Origin of the sequence: Brevibacterium zhoupengii, assembly GCF_021117425.1 — a bacterium.
Taxonomy (GTDB): Bacteria; Actinomycetota; Actinomycetes; order Actinomycetales; family Brevibacteriaceae; genus Brevibacterium; species Brevibacterium zhoupengii.
Genome location: NZ_CP088298.1, coordinates 3,533,968 through 3,548,146 on the forward strand (window position 1 = coordinate 3,533,968; position 14,179 = coordinate 3,548,146).

Annotated in this window: 13 protein-coding genes; 6 read left to right on the plus strand and 7 right to left on the minus strand. The window is 63.3% G+C overall.

What is annotated here, in order from left to right:
- Positions 1 to 213: 213 nt before the first annotated feature.
- Positions 214 to 861 (plus strand): hypothetical protein, encoded by a 648-nt coding sequence (locus LQ788_RS16070; protein ID WP_231442697.1) that lies wholly within the window; start codon positions 214 to 216, stop codon positions 859 to 861.
- A 13-nt stretch (positions 862 to 874) separates the two neighbouring features.
- Entirely contained in the window at positions 875 to 1,354 is a 480-nt protein-coding gene (locus LQ788_RS16075; RefSeq protein ID WP_231442698.1) for a hypothetical protein, read from the plus strand.
- A 17-nt stretch (positions 1,355 to 1,371) separates the two neighbouring features.
- Here the strand turns inward: LQ788_RS16075 and LQ788_RS16080 are convergent, their stop codons facing one another.
- Entirely contained in the window at positions 1,372 to 1,815 is a 444-nt protein-coding gene (locus LQ788_RS16080) for an NUDIX hydrolase (RefSeq protein ID WP_231442700.1), read from the minus strand.
- 12 nt (positions 1,816 to 1,827) lie between these two features.
- The gene (locus LQ788_RS16085) at positions 1,828 to 2,454 is read right to left on the minus strand and encodes a DNA-3-methyladenine glycosylase I (RefSeq protein WP_231442702.1); all 627 of its coding nucleotides are present in this window, start codon (positions 2,452 to 2,454) and stop codon (positions 1,828 to 1,830) included.
- Between the two features lie 103 nt (positions 2,455 to 2,557).
- Between LQ788_RS16085 and LQ788_RS16090 the strand changes: the two genes are divergently transcribed.
- The gene (locus LQ788_RS16090; protein ID WP_231442704.1) at positions 2,558 to 3,442 is read left to right on the plus strand and encodes an aspartate dehydrogenase domain-containing protein; all 885 of its coding nucleotides are present in this window, start codon (positions 2,558 to 2,560) and stop codon (positions 3,440 to 3,442) included.
- A gap of 90 nt (positions 3,443 to 3,532) precedes the next feature.
- Here LQ788_RS16090 and betT read toward each other — a convergent pair whose 3' ends face one another.
- The 3 genes from betT to LQ788_RS16105 form a co-directional block, all read right to left on the minus strand.
- A complete protein-coding gene (gene betT / locus LQ788_RS16095; protein WP_231442706.1) occupies positions 3,533 to 5,602 on the minus strand; it encodes a choline BCCT transporter BetT in 2,070 nt (689 codons plus the stop codon).
- A 210-nt stretch (positions 5,603 to 5,812) separates the two neighbouring features.
- Positions 5,813 to 7,192, minus strand: coding sequence for a short-chain fatty acid transporter (locus LQ788_RS16100; protein ID WP_231442707.1), 1,380 nt, complete (start codon positions 7,190 to 7,192; stop codon positions 5,813 to 5,815).
- Between the two features lie 146 nt (positions 7,193 to 7,338).
- Entirely contained in the window at positions 7,339 to 8,718 is a 1,380-nt protein-coding gene (locus LQ788_RS16105; protein WP_231442710.1) for an NAD-dependent succinate-semialdehyde dehydrogenase, read from the minus strand.
- Between the two features lie 177 nt (positions 8,719 to 8,895).
- On the opposite strand from LQ788_RS16105, the gene LQ788_RS16110 reads away from it, so the two are divergent.
- The gene (locus LQ788_RS16110) at positions 8,896 to 9,249 is read left to right on the plus strand and encodes a nuclear transport factor 2 family protein (protein ID WP_231442711.1); all 354 of its coding nucleotides are present in this window, start codon (positions 8,896 to 8,898) and stop codon (positions 9,247 to 9,249) included.
- 66 nt (positions 9,250 to 9,315) lie between these two features.
- Here the strand turns inward: LQ788_RS16110 and LQ788_RS16115 are convergent, their stop codons facing one another.
- On the minus strand, positions 9,316 to 10,251 hold the full coding sequence (locus tag LQ788_RS16115) for a 3-hydroxyacyl-CoA dehydrogenase NAD-binding domain-containing protein (protein WP_231442713.1): 936 nt from the start codon (positions 10,249 to 10,251) through the stop codon (positions 9,316 to 9,318).
- A gap of 119 nt (positions 10,252 to 10,370) precedes the next feature.
- Between LQ788_RS16115 and LQ788_RS16120 the strand changes: the two genes are divergently transcribed.
- On the plus strand, positions 10,371 to 11,234 hold the full coding sequence (locus LQ788_RS16120) for a hypothetical protein (protein WP_231442715.1): 864 nt from the start codon (positions 10,371 to 10,373) through the stop codon (positions 11,232 to 11,234).
- Positions 11,235 to 11,241: 7 nt separating this feature from the next.
- On the opposite strand, the gene LQ788_RS16125 is transcribed toward LQ788_RS16120, so the two are convergent.
- On the minus strand, positions 11,242 to 12,045 hold the full coding sequence (locus LQ788_RS16125) for an IclR family transcriptional regulator (RefSeq protein ID WP_231442717.1): 804 nt from the start codon (positions 12,043 to 12,045) through the stop codon (positions 11,242 to 11,244).
- Between the two features lie 134 nt (positions 12,046 to 12,179).
- Between LQ788_RS16125 and LQ788_RS16130 the strand changes: the two genes are divergently transcribed.
- Positions 12,180 to 14,123 carry an FAD-binding monooxygenase gene (locus LQ788_RS16130; protein ID WP_231442719.1) on the plus strand — a complete coding sequence of 648 codons (1,944 nt, stop codon included), beginning with the start codon at positions 12,180 to 12,182 and terminating at the stop codon, positions 14,121 to 14,123.
- Positions 14,124 to 14,179: the final 56 nt, after the last annotated feature.

Consider the following 14,179-nt stretch of genomic DNA (forward strand, 5'->3'; position numbering starts at 1 on the left):
GTCCTTTCCTTGTCTCCTGCAATCGTCGAACTGTAGCTTTCTTAGCAATCGCCGAAGTAACACCGCGATTATTTCCGAGAAATCACTGTGGTCAAATACCACCACACTTCTCTTTTCCCGAGGCAATGATCCAATTCAGTGCCTGCGGACGAATTCAATCAGAATCCGATGACATCTGAACAAACACAATTGGCATTCGTTTGGAGAATACAAATGCGCCCACCGAAATGGCGGACCCCATTGGCTGTCACAGCCGCCGCCTGCATTCTGGCAACCACCCTGCAACCTGGCCCGGCTGCAGCAGACGAGTACGCAGATGGATTGCCGACGGTCGTCGACATCAGCCCAGGAGCCATCGCCACCACCGACTTCATCACCGACAACGATGCGGTGATCATCACCGTCGCCGGTTTCCTTCCGGGTGAGGAGGTGCAACTCGACATCGTAGCCACCCCGAGAGGAAAAGAGGCCATCCACGACAGACAGCGAGCTCGAGCCGACGGCACCGTGACGTTTCCAGTCGGCGGGCCTCCCGGTCGACCAGTCAATACCTATGCGGGCGGCTACCAGGTTGAGATCACGTCCGAGCAGAGTATGAATGAGGGTTATCTGAGCGAATCATTCTCTGTCCTGCCCGTCGTCCCAGCCAGCGGTACAGACCCCGGTGCCGGCACGGACGGGGCCACGACGCCGGTGGAGAGTATCGGACCACTGGCAAAGAACGGGCTGCAGATCCCACCGAGCCCGGGATTCTCGGTCATCGGGGTCGGCCTGAGCCTGCTCGTCCTTGTCTTCGCCTCAGCGGCGGCCGCCGTCATGGCTCGAAGGTCGCAGAAATCGATGACCGATGACCGACAGTAAGGACAGACAGCACATGACTCTGCCCGAACAGATGATCCGAGCCGAACTCCTCAACTCGCGGATCACGCGAACCAACGCCGTCTACGCACACTTCTACGGACCGCTGTGCCTGCTGGTCATCTCACTGACGTTCTTCCCCTACTACGAGTCGGAGCCCCACAGTTCGATCAGCTACGGAAACCTGTGGCAGGAGGTGGTCCGTCTCGGCCCCGGCTACGACCTGATGGCTCTGCTGGTCCTCCTCCTGACGGCGCTGCTGTTGGCCCTCGCAGCAGTGGGAAAGCTGTCGACGAGTGGTCTCATCGCAATCCTGGTGGGATCGACGGCTGTCGGTTCCACCCTGCTGCAGTCCCCCGGATACGTCGACCCGCCGCCCTACACGGATTTCGGTGTCTTCGACATCGTCCTCAGCTTCCTCACGGCCGGCCTGGTCCTTGCCCACGCCATCCACTTATTCGTTCTCGAGCTGGCGTTCCAACGTGGAGGCGTCTGAGTCTCACCGCGTGATGCTCACTGCCGGAGCAGGCCCTGTTCGTTCAACGCCGGGATGACCTGCAGCCGCGTCAGCGGAGCGAACTGACGCTCACTGGTATCCGCCGGCATCGGGTCGTAGGGAAACCATGCGGCTTCAGCGATTTCGGCCAGATGGTTGATGCCATCGACGTTGAGTTCAGCTGGCAGACCCTCGTAGCAGAACACGTCCCCGATCACCCTGTGGTCGGCTTCATTGGCCGCCTCAGCGGCGAAGGTGCCCAGCGGGGACAGACGGTCAGTCTCCAGGGTGAGTCCGAGTTCTTCACTGATCTCCCTGATGATCGTCGCCTCGGCGGACTCGCCGGTTTCGGGTTTGCCGCCGGGAAGCATGAACGACGTCGTCCCCTCCTTGCGCACCATGAGGATCTGAGGTTCATCGGGGTGCAGCAGAACGAGTGCGCTGACTCGGATATCGTTCATTCCAGCCTTTCGTCAGTCATTCCACACTCCGGAGACACCTCGGCGATGGGATCCGAGAACGTGCGTGTCAACCATACCGACCGCCTCCATGAGCGCATACATGGTGGTTGGTCCCACGAACCGGAACCCCTTCTTCTTCAGCGCCTTCGACAGCGCCACCGACTCGGGACTCGTGGTGGGAATCTCGCTCAGCGCACGGGGGCGCGGGGTGGTCTCAGGCTGGAAGCCCCAGATGAAATCACCGAGACCCCCGTCCTCACGCAGCGCCAGTGTTGCTCTGGCATTGCCGATGCAGGCTTCGATCTTGCCACGATGCCGAATGATTCCCGAGTCATCGAGGAGCGCCTCGATCTCGGAATCACCGAATTCGGCAACCAGCTCGGCGTCGAAGTGCTGGAAGACCTCGCGGAATCGTTCGCGCTTCTTGAGAATCGTCAGCCACGACAACCCCGCTTGGAAGCCTTCGAGGCTCATGCGCTCGAACATCCCGGATTCGTCACGGACGGGCATGCCCCATTCGGTGTCGTAGTACTCACGCAGCAGCGGATCGCCATAGGCCCAGGGCGTTCGAGGCAGCCCGTCCTCACCGACCACCGCACCGTCAACGGCGCTGCCTTCGTCAGCATTCGTCTCTGTCATCGGTGCCTCTTCCCTGCCTCGTCCATCCACACCGTCACGGTACCCCGACGCACTGACATAACGTGTCCGGGCCCATGTCCGTGGCGCTGTGTACCCTGATGTCATGAGTCCACATCGGGAAGTGACGTCGGTGCTGCTGATCGGTTTCGGGGCGATCGGGCGCCACGTCACGCGCTTGCTGCACCCGGAGATTTCGAGTGGCCGGCTGCGGCTGACCGCACTGGTCCGGGACCTCGACAAACACGCCGAGCATCAGGGGCTGGGAGCCGAACTCATTGAGGTCGAGAGCCCTCAGGACCCGCGGTGGGCTGAGCTCCGTGCCGATGTCGTGGTCGAATGTGCGGGTGTTCCGGCTGCCAGAACCTATGGTCCGGCCGTCATTGCCGCTGGTATCCCGTTCGTCCTCACCAGTGTCGGTGCCCTTGCCGATCGGCCGATCAGACAATCTCTCCTGGCCGGACCGGGTGAGCTGCATGTGACGAACGGAGCCATCGGCGGGCTCGACGTCCTCGAGGCTGCAGCTCAAGCACAGTCCCTTGACGAGGTGTCCATCAGGACAGCCAAGGCCCCACCCGGACTCATCCAGCCCTGGATGGACGCCGAGGAGGTCCGCCGTCTCCGCTCGCTGACTCCTGCCGATGGACCACTGACCATCTTCACCGGCTCCCCCGCCGAGGCGATCGTGAAGTTCCCCGCCAATGTCAACATCACCGTGGCGCTGGCCTGGGCGACGCGTGGACTCGGATTCGACGCGGGCGCGGACGACGAACTCATGGAACGAGCTCTGCAGCGAACGCGTGTGGAGATCCGGGCTGACCCCAGCCAAGTGGACTCACACCATGAGATCACCGCGAGTGGGTCGGCGGGTGACTTCGCATTCTCGATCTCGTCGACGCCGAGCCCGGAGAATCCGGCCACCAGCGGTCTGACCGCACTGTCGGTCACTCGCACCCTGCGGAAATGTCTGGACGACTTCACACGGAGGTGACCGTGGCCACCCCCAGACAGACAGCGGCCCCCGGCACCGCCATCGGCCTTGAAGGCAGATGGCTGCACCGGGGGCAGCGTGCAGACGATGTCAGTCGTCGGGGTGAGCGATGTTCTCCTGCAGCTGCAGGAACTCCACGTGGCGACCGTACTTGTCGAGGATGTCATCGATGAGCTGTTCCTTCGAGTAGCCCATGACGTCGTATCCCTGTCCGGTCCCGCCGTCGAGGTAGACCTCCATCCGGAAGTAGTCCTCGGTTCCACGCGGGACGTGCCCGCCGAACGAAGGAACGCTGACCTTGTGCGGCCAGATCTGGTAGCGGAACGGGTATTCGCCCTTGCCGTCGACTTCGAGCTGGATCAGCTCGCCATCTTCGACGAACACGCCTTCCGTGTCGACACGACCGCAATTGGCCTCGACACCCCGCTCGACCATCTCTGCCACGACTTCTTCGAAGGTGGGCAGCAGGACGTCGCGTTCGAAGTCGCGCGCCTTGCTGCCGCTGGGGAAGGACAGGACTCGACCGAGCTGACGCTGCCAAGGCTCATGACCGTCGGCTGTGTGCGAACGTCTGGCCAAGGAACCGGGCAGGCTCTGAGAAACGCTGTCGACTCGGTGTGCTTCAACCCGCAGCGCCTTGTACAGACCGATCATCACAAGGATGACGACGAAGGCGAACGGCAGTCCCATCACGACGGTTGCGTTCTGCAATGCCCCGACACCACCGACGATGAGCATGGCAATTGTCAGCGCACCGGTGGCCAGAGCCCAGAAGATGCGCAGTCCCGGCCGGCCGTCGTCCTGCGGGGTCGGCAGACGGGACGAGAGGTTGGCCATGACCAGTGCAGCGGAGTCCGCCGTGGTGACATAGAACAGCAGCGCTGTAATCGTCGCGAGCGCGGCGATGACGACGAAGCCCGGGTAGTTCGAGAGCAGCTCATAGAACCCGCCCTCAGGGTTGAGCATCGTCTTCTCTCCGAACTCCTTGTCACCGTTGCGAATGAGGTCCAGGGCGGAGTTTCCGTAGATCGAGATCCACATGAAGATGTAGATGAACGGGATCGTCAGGGTGCCGAGGACGAACTGACGGATCGTGCGTCCGCGCGAGATGCGGGCCAGGAACAGACCGACGAATGAGGCGAAGGCGATCCACCAGGCCCAGAAGAACAGAGTCCAGTCGGTCATCCACGTTCCGGTGTCTTCGAAGGCGAAGGTCTGACCTGCCATGTTCGGGAACATCCGCACGAAGTCGAAGACGTTGAGGACGAAGGCGTTGAGCAGGAATTTGGTGTTGCCTGCGACGAGGACCCAGAGGCTGAGTGCGACTGCCAGGAAGACGTTGAGGATCGAAAGGAACTTGATGCCCTTGTCCACTCCTGAGACGGCCGAGAGCGTCGCCACGGCGACGCCGACGACGACGATGCCGATCTGTGAGCCCACACCGATGGGGAGGCCGAATACCGTGTTGAGACCGACGTTGACCATGACCACGCCGATGCCCAAGGAGGTGGCCACACCGAAGACGGTGCCCAACAGCGCAGCGAAGTCGACGGTGTCGCCCAGTCCGCCGTGGACGCGCTTGCCGAAGAGCGGGGCCAGCGCGGAGCGGATCGCCAAGGGCATGTTCATCCGGTAGGCGAAGTAGGCCAGGGCAATGCCCATGAGGGCGTAGAGGCCCCAACCGCTGATGCCGTAGTGGAACAGGGTCCACACCGTGGCTTCACGCGCGGCATCGACTGTTTCGGGCTGTGTGCTCGGCGGTGCCAGATATTGGGTGACGGGTTCGGCCACGGCGAAGAACATGAGGTCGGTGCTGATGCCTGCGGCGAAGAGCATCGAGGCCCAAGCCAACAACCCGTATTCGGGCTTCGAATGCTCGGGGCCGAGCTTCGTGTTTCCGTATTTGGATGCGGCGAGGTATATGACGAAGACGAGGACGGCGGCCACGAGAAGGACGTAGAACCAACCGAACCAGTCCGAGGTCCAGCCGACGACGGCACCGAGGACAGCCTCGGCGTTGGCCGGAGCGAAGAAGGCCCAGATCGTGATGGCCAGGGTGCCGAGGGCTGCCGCGATGAAGACCGGCTTGTTCACCGGGGGCAGAGCCTTCTTCACACCGCCCTTCGGCGACTTGGCGGGTTTGTCCACTGTGGCTGTCATCGGCTCACTCCTTCAGCGGACGACTTCGCGTCCACATCGATTTCCCTGTTTCTGCACACCGGACTCCCGGTGAAGACCAACCATGCAGGCTACCATATCGTAACCGTCGGTAACCGGGTAGAGGTCAAACTGTGACCTCACCAGCGGCCTTGTGGCTATCACCGAACCGGGTCGAATCTTCGCCCACTCCCTGTGGCTTCCAGCCTTGGCTCACAGTGAGACGAGGAACAGAGCCAGAGCCATGGCGACACCGGATCCGAGGAAGGTCACCGAGGTGTAGCCGAGGATGTCACGCATCTTCAGTCCCGCGATGGCCAGCACCGGCAGAGCCCAGAAGGGCTGGAGCATATTCGTCCACTGATCTCCGTAGGAGACCGCCATGATCGCGATCGACGGATCGACTCCCAGCTGGTTGGCGGCATCGAGCATGATCGGCCCCTGGACGGCGAACTGTCCGCCGCCCGAGGGAACGAAGAAGTTGACCAGTCCTGCCGAGAGCAGCGCAAGGACGCCGAAGGTCGTCGGGGTCGCAATCGAGACGAGAGCGTCGGAGAAGACAGCAATGAGACCGGTGCCGGACATGATGCCCAGAATTCCTGCGTAGAGAGGGAACTGGAGGAGGATCTCGCCGACGTTCGAGGCGGCTTCCTTCGTCAGGTGGATGAGCTCGAAAGGGTTCTTCACGAGCAGGAAGATGAGTGCGAGGAAGGACCAGTTGACGATATCGAGCGTCAGTCCCCCGCCCTGGGCGAAGTGGATGATCAGGTAGATCACGAGTGCCAGACCGACGATGAGGGTAAGGATCCGCGAGGCGTCGATGCGGTCGGCGGGAGTCACGACCTCCTCGTCCACGGTGGACCTCGACTCGGAGGAGATCGACTCGGGCAGCTCGTAGACCGGGGCATCCTTCTTCGGCGCGATGAGGAAGAAGAGGACGGCGCAGACGATGATGACGCCGAGGATGGCAAGCAGATTCCAGGTGGAGAAGATGGTCTGGCTGACAGGAACGACCTCACCGCCCAAGGACTCAGCGAGGAACGAATCAGGGGTGGCAGCGGTCAACGGACCCGAACCGGAGTAGCCCATGTGCCAGACCACGAAGCCTGAGTATCCGGCGGCGACGAGCAGCGGGAAGTGGACTTTGAGGCCGCGGCTGCGCGCCTGAACGGCGATCTCACGCGCCAGCAGTGCACCGACGACGAGGCCGAGGCCCCATGTGATGAGGCTGGCGATAGCGGCGACGAGGAAGACGAAGACGTAGGCGAAGGCCGGGCTGCCGGGGACGCGGGCCAGCCATGTCAGCAGCTTCTGCACGGGGCCGGTGTTCGCGAGGATGTGTCCCAGCAGCAGGATGAGGCACATCTGAGTCATGAACTCGAGGAGCCCGGCCAGTCCCTCACCCCAGCCGGTGACGACGTCGACGGGACTGGCCCCGGTGAGGATGAACGCCAGGACGGCGACGATGAGGGTGAGAACGATGGCGAACGTCAGCGCTGACGGAATCCACTGTTCGAGGAAACGGTTGATCGGACGCATGAACCCTTTTGAGGCCGCGGCGTTGACCTGGGTCGACGGCTTCGATGCCGACATGAGATCCTCCTGCTGAGAAAAGACTGTGTGTGTCCTCAGCATACAATCAGGGCGCTGATCGACCATGCGATCAGCGCCCTGAGAGCTGCAGCCGGCTCCGTCGACGCCGAGCGTCAAGAGTGACGCAGTGCGTCGGGAGTTCAGCCTCAGTTGTTCTTGAACACCAGCTGCTTGTTGACGAATTCGTCCATGGCCAGAGGTCCGAGTTCACGGCCGACGCCCGAGCGCTTCACGCCGCCGAAGGGCAGGTACTCACGGCTGCCCTCTGGGGCGTTGAGGAAGACCATGCCCGAGTCGATCTGCGAGCCCACACGTTCAGCGCGCTCGATGTCGTTGGAGAACACTGCCGCGCCGAGGCCGAATGGGGTGTCGTTGGCCAGTTCGACAGCTTCTTCCTCGCTGCTGACCTTGTAGACGATGACAGCGGGGCCGAAGAGCTCTTCGTAGTAGCCGCGCATGCCCTTCTCCACATCGGCGAGGACGACTGGTTGCACATAGGCGCCTCCACCGTCGTAGCGCTTGCCGCCGGCGAGCAGAGTCGCACCGTCTTTGACTGTGTCCTGGACCTGCTCGATGAACCGGTCGGCTGCCGCGATCGATGACAGCGGGGACAAGCGGGAGCCCTCTGCACCGGGGGTCTCAGGTGTGAACTTCTTGGCCGCCTCGGTGATGGAGGTCAGGAACTCGTCGTAGACATCGTCCATGACGATCATGCGCTTGGGCGAGTTGCAGGCCTGTCCGGTGTTGCCCATGCGGGTCTTGAAGAACGTGTTCGCGCTCTTCGCCACATCGGGGGTGTCGAGGAGGATGTAGGGGTCGGAACCGCCGAGCTCGAGGACGACCTTCTTGAGGTTCTTGCCCGCTTCGGCGGCCACGGCCGCACCTGCACGCTCGGAACCGGTCAGGGACACACCGTGGTTGCGTGGGTCGGGCAGGATGATGTCTGCGACCTGCTCATTGCTCGCGTAGATGTTGATGTAGGCGCCCTCGGGAAGCCCTGCCTCGATGAAGATCTCTTCCATGATCTGAGCCGAGCGGGGGCACTGCGGGGCGTGCTTGAGCAGGATCGTGTTGCCCAGAGCCAGGTTGGGGGCGGCGAAGCGTGCGACCTGGTAGTAGGGGAAGTTCCAGGGCATGATGCCCAGGAGAGAACCGACCGGCTTGCGGCGGATCATCGCGGTGCCGTCCTCGGGTCCGCGCAGCGGCTCATCGGCCATGAACGCTTCGGCGTTGTCAGCGAAATAGCGGTAGATGGCCGAGCTCAGGCCAACCTCGCCCTTGCCTTCGGGGACGGCCTTGCCCATCTCCAGCTGGATCACCTTCGCCAGCTCTTCGGCCCGCTCCGCGTAGATTTCGGAGACGCGAACGAGGATCGCTGCGCGATCAGCGACGCTGGTCTGGCTCCATTCGGTGAACGTGGTTGCGGATCGGTCGAGTGCGGCCAGGATCTCTGAATCGGTGGCGGTGGCGAATTCTTCGGCCACTTCGCCGGTTGCCGGGTTGGTCACGCGATACATGGTGGACATGTCGAGCCTCATTTCTGCGGGGGTTATTGACACCGATCCAACGGCGCGGAGCCGAACCTCCGGCACCGTTCGACGAGTGGATTCATCTCCCACGCTATGGCCCAATCACCTCGGCGGCAATTCGCTGTCCCACCCCTTGAACACAGCCCCGAATGTGATCGCTGTTACTGTGTTGCCATGAACAGTGTGACTGAACTCGTGAAGCGCTATTACTCCACCGTCGACGCTGGGGACGCCGGCGCCACCTCGGCGCTGTTCGCGGCCGAGGGCCAGTATGATCGCCCCGGATATCCGACCATGGTGGGCCAGCAGATCACCGATTTCTACCACGGCGAACGCGTCATCGAATCAGGTGCGCATTCCCTGACTGAAATCCTCATCGACGGCGATCGCGCCTCCAGCCGAGGGGTCTTCACCGGCCGCCTCAAGGACGGAACCGAGACCTCCGTGGGCTTCGCCGACTTCTTCCTCTTCGACACCGAGGGCCTCATCGCCGAACGCACCACCTACTTCTACCAAGCCGCGGTCTGAGCGACCGGAGTCTCAGTCAGCCCGGCGACTCCCCCAGCTGAGTCTCACTCAGTTGGGCTCCGGGCCTCACTGCTGGGAGTGGTTGCCCCGTTGCTTGCGTGCCTCGAGCACAGCCTGTTGAGCACGGTCCCTGGCCTCGACTCCGGCTCGGCTCGGCGTCTGACCATAGGCCCGCTCCACCTGAGCATAGACATCGGCCATTCCCTCCTCGCTGAGGTCGAGCGGAAGTTCACCGATCTCGGCGAAGGAGGGCCCGATGTGGTCCATGAAACCGCGGATCCCCTTGTCTCCCCCGCCAAGGTGCATCGCCTCGAACTGACCCACCGCAGACCACCGCAGGCCCAGGGAATTCTTCATCACCGCGTCGAGGTCGGGCGCTGAGATGACCCCGTTTTCGACCAACGAGATCGCTTCCTTCATCAGTGCGTTCTGCAGGCGGTTGCCGACGAACCCGCGAACTTCACGATTGAGTGCCACGGGTTCGCGTCCGCAGCTGCGGTAGAACGCAAGGGCGCGTTCGACGGTGTCCGAGCTCGTCGCCGGGGCCGGAACCACCTCCACCAGCGGCATCAGGTGAGGTGGGTTGAACGGATGTCCGACGATGACCCGGGCCGCGACTTCCGGCGGCAGATGCCGTGCGACCAATGATGCGGGGATGGTCGACGACGAGGTCGCGAAGATCGCATCCTTCGGGGCGGCCGCAGCTATCTGGGCGAACAGCTTCGGCTTGGCCTGCGGATCCTCAGGCCCTGATTCCTGCACGAAGGAGGCTCCCGCCACGGCGGCCTCAACGGATTCGGCGAGGCTGATGGTTCCCAGCTCGGAGGCGAGCATGTCGTGGGCGGCAGCGTCGGCACTGACCTCGGCCTGCAGATCGGTGACCACCTCGGCGAGGTCGGGTCTGGGGTCGAAGACCTGGACCGGGTAGCCCGATCGGGCGAACAGCCAAGCGAATGAACGGCCGATCGTCCCGGCCCCGATGACAGCAACGCAGAAGCTCATATTCTCAAGGCTATACCTGCCGATTGCTCTTCGACGCCACCCGCAGGCACCAGCACAGATGCGAGAGATATCGACGTTCAGGCACGTCGAAACGGGCGGTTCGGTGGCACAATGTCACCATGACACCGCGAGAAGGATTGATCACAGTGGATTCGGAGATCATCGCCCTGGCCGAGGATGAGTACGCGGCCGCGGCTGAGTCAGCGCGGATCGAGGTTCGCGAGATCCACACCGCCGCCGAGGCTGCCGAAGCCGCCCTCCTGCTCGACGAGGTGTGGAGCGTCGACGAGACGGGCACCAATGTGCTCGAACCCGGACTCATCGTCGCCTTCGCCCATGCGGGCAACTATGTCTCTGCCGCCTACAGCCTCGACGAACCCGATGAGATGATCGGCGTGACGATCGGCTTCTTCGGCCAGCCTCTGGGCACGGTCATGCACTCTCACATCGCCGGCGTGCGGCATCAGATCATCGGCCGCGGCGCCGGATCAGCGATGAAGCTGCACCAGCGACTGTGGTGCCTCAATCTCGGCATCACAGAGATGACCTGGACCTTCGATCCGCTGGTGGCACGCAACGCCTACTTCAACTTCCAGCGCCTGGGAGTCGGAATGGTCGAATACCTCGAAGACTTCTACGGACAGATGCGCGACGGCGTCAACGCCGGTCAGGCCAGTGACCGCATGGTCGTCTCGTGGCCTCTCGACAAGCCGGCCCGGGCCACCCTCGCCGAGGCGGACGATGCCTTCGAATGTCTGCGCAGTGACGACAACGGCGAGCCTGTGGTTGCCGAGGTGCCCAAGGAGGCCAGTCTGGTCTCGCTCGATTTCCCCTCCGACATCGAGGCGCTGCGCGGCCACGATGCCGATCTTGCCTCACGGTGGCGGATGGCTCTGCGTGATTCGCTGACCGCACTGGTCGCCGACGGCTGGGTCCTCGACACCTGTCTCAAGGGCGGAACGTACCTGCTCCACCATCCCTGAGGCTGACTCAACCACCCTTTGGGTCGGCTGCACTGCCGACAAGGTCGACGGCTCCCGCGTGGCAGGCTGAACTCAGCGCACATCGGATTCGCTCCGAGCCGAGGGCCTCATCCCGTGGGCTGGGAACCGACACACTGATCGCGGCCACCATCGGCCCCTCGGGTCCCCGCACGGGCATACCCAGAGCAGAGACTCCACGTTCGGTGCGTTCACGGTTGAGCGCCGATCCCACCCTGCGAATGTGGTCGAGCTGACGACGAAAGCGAGCGAACGCCTCGGCGTCGAGGAATTCACCCGAGGTGCGGGCCGCATTCGAGGTGTAGAGGCCAGCAAGGACCTGTGGCGAGAGATCAGCCAAGAGCACCTGCCCGCCCGAGGTCAGGCGCGCAGGCAGGATCTCCCCCGCCCTGCTGCCGATCCGAATCCGATCGGAGCCCTCAGCGCTGGCCAGGAAGCGGGTTGTGGTGCCAACCCGAACCAGGAGATTGCAGGTCTCTCCAGTCGTCTCAGACAATGACTCGAGATGTGGGCGCAGAATCTGCAGCAGTCTGCGGTGGGCCGATTGGGCCTCGACATTGGCTACGATTCCCGGTCCCGGGTGGTAGATACGCGACTCGTCCTGGACGGCGAAGCCGCGGTAGACGAGCATGCTCAGCAGGCGATGCGCGGTCGAGGGGCTGACCTGCAGATCGGCTGCGGCATCGGTGATCGAGACGGCCCCGGTGTCTCGCAGCGTCTGCAGCAGACGCAGCGCGTTGTCGACCGAGCCGAGCAGATGCGCCGGCGCCTGGGCCACCACACGACGTTCCATTCCCTCATCGTAGTGCCCTGCGCCCGAAGCTTTTCCACATAGCAGAATCTTTTTGCCCCTTTGTGGTGACCACGACCACAGTGGAAGCAGACACGTCACTGATCGATGACGATTCTGCAGACGACAGGAGCAGCATGCAGTTCTACCTCAATGGATTCCAGCCCGGCGACCCGGAGAAATCGTCGCCGAGCCCCCAGGCACAGACGCCTGAGCTCCCCGAGGAGGTCGATGTCCTCGTCGTCGGCTCGGGGCCGGCCGGAACCGTTCTCGCCGCACAGCTGGCAGAGTTTCCCGATATCACCACTCGCGTCATCGAGCGCCGTGAGGGACCACTCGAGCTGGGTCATGCCGACGGAGTCGCCTGCCGGACGGTCGAGATGTTCGACGCCTTCGGTTTGGCCGAACGCCTCGTGCGCGAAGCCTATTGGGTCAACGAGACGACCTTCTGGGGTCCGGCCGAGGCGGACCCGAGGCAGATCATTCGCACCGGGCGCATGGACGACGTCGAAGAGGGGCTGTCCGAATACCCGCACGTCATCGTCAACCAGGCCCGCATGCAGGACTATCTGCTTGAGCGCATGGCCGACTCTCCTTCACGGCTCGTCCCCGACTACGGCCTCACAGTCACCGATGTCAGAGTCGATGACTCCGCCGAGTCCGAGCATCCGGTCACCGTCACCGTGGCGCTGAATGATCCCGATCCTGAGTCCGCCGACGACCACCCAACGTCCCCTCGCACGATCCGCGCCAAGTACGTCGTCGGCTGCGACGGCGCCCGCTCAGCAGTGCGCCGATCGATCGGCATCGAGATGAACGGGGATGCCCGCAATCACGCGTGGGGCGTCATGGATGTCTTCGCCGTCACGGACTTCCCGGACATCCGCCTGAAGTCGGCAATCCAGTCCGCGTCCGGCGGCAGCGTTCTGCTCATCCCGCGCGAGGGCGGGTACATGGTCCGCCTCTACGTCGACCTCGGCGATCTCGATCCCAACGATTCCGGTGCCCGCAGCCGATTCACCTCGGACATGATCATCGAAGCCGCGCAGCGGATCTTCCATCCCTATTCGCTCGAGGTCAAGGACATCGCCTGGTGGTCGGTCTACGAGGTGGGCCAGCGCATCGCCGACCGCTTCGATGACGTCGCCGAGGCGGAGCGCGGCACCCGTTCACCGCATGTGTTCATCGCCGGCGATGCCTGCCACACCCATTCGGCGAAGGCCGGTCAGGGGATGAACGTGTCCATGCAGGACGGGTTCAACTTGGGTTGGAAGCTCGCAGCAGTGCTGCAGGGCCGCAGTCCGAGCACGCTCCTCGACACCTACGCTCAGGAACGTCAGGCAATCGCCCAGGAGCTCATTGATTTCGATCTCACCTGGTCAGAGGCCATGGCAGCGAAGCCAGCCGATCCGAATGACCCCGAAGCCGGCGGCATGAGCGCTGCCGAGCGGCAGAAGATCTTCACCGCGGGTGGACGCTTCACCGCCGGCTTCGCCACCGACTATCCTCCGAACCTGATCACCGGTGACGACACCCACGAACACCTGGCCACAGGCTTCCCCATCGGCGAGCGGTTCCATTCGGCTCCCGCCATCCGTCTCGCCGACGCCAAGCCCCTCGAACTCGGGCATCAGGCGAAGGCCGATGGTCGCTGGCGCCTCTATGCCTTCGCCGACACCGCCGATCCGGCCTCGCCGAATTCGGCAATCCGCCGCCTCTGCGATTTCCTTGCCGAGTCACCCGAGTCCCCGATTCGCCGTTACACGCCCGCCGGGGCAGACCCCGATGCGGTCTTCGACGTCCGTGCGATCTTCCAACATTCTCACCGGGACCTGTCTGTCGATGCGATGCCGCAGTTCCTACTGCCGCGCAAGGGACGCTTCGGTCTCATCGACTACGAGAAGATGTTCTGCGCGGACCTCCGGACAGGTCCGGACATCTTCGACGCTCGTGGCATCGACCGCAGTACGGGCGCCCTGGTCATCGTCCGACCGGATCAGTACGTTGCCCAGGTGCTGCCGCTCGATGCCCATGCCGAGCTCGTCGACTTCTTCTCCAGGATCATGGTGCCCTCGGCCTGACCCAATCAGCGGCAGCCGAGGGCAGCCGCCACAGTCGAAGACAGAAAGAGGAGTGC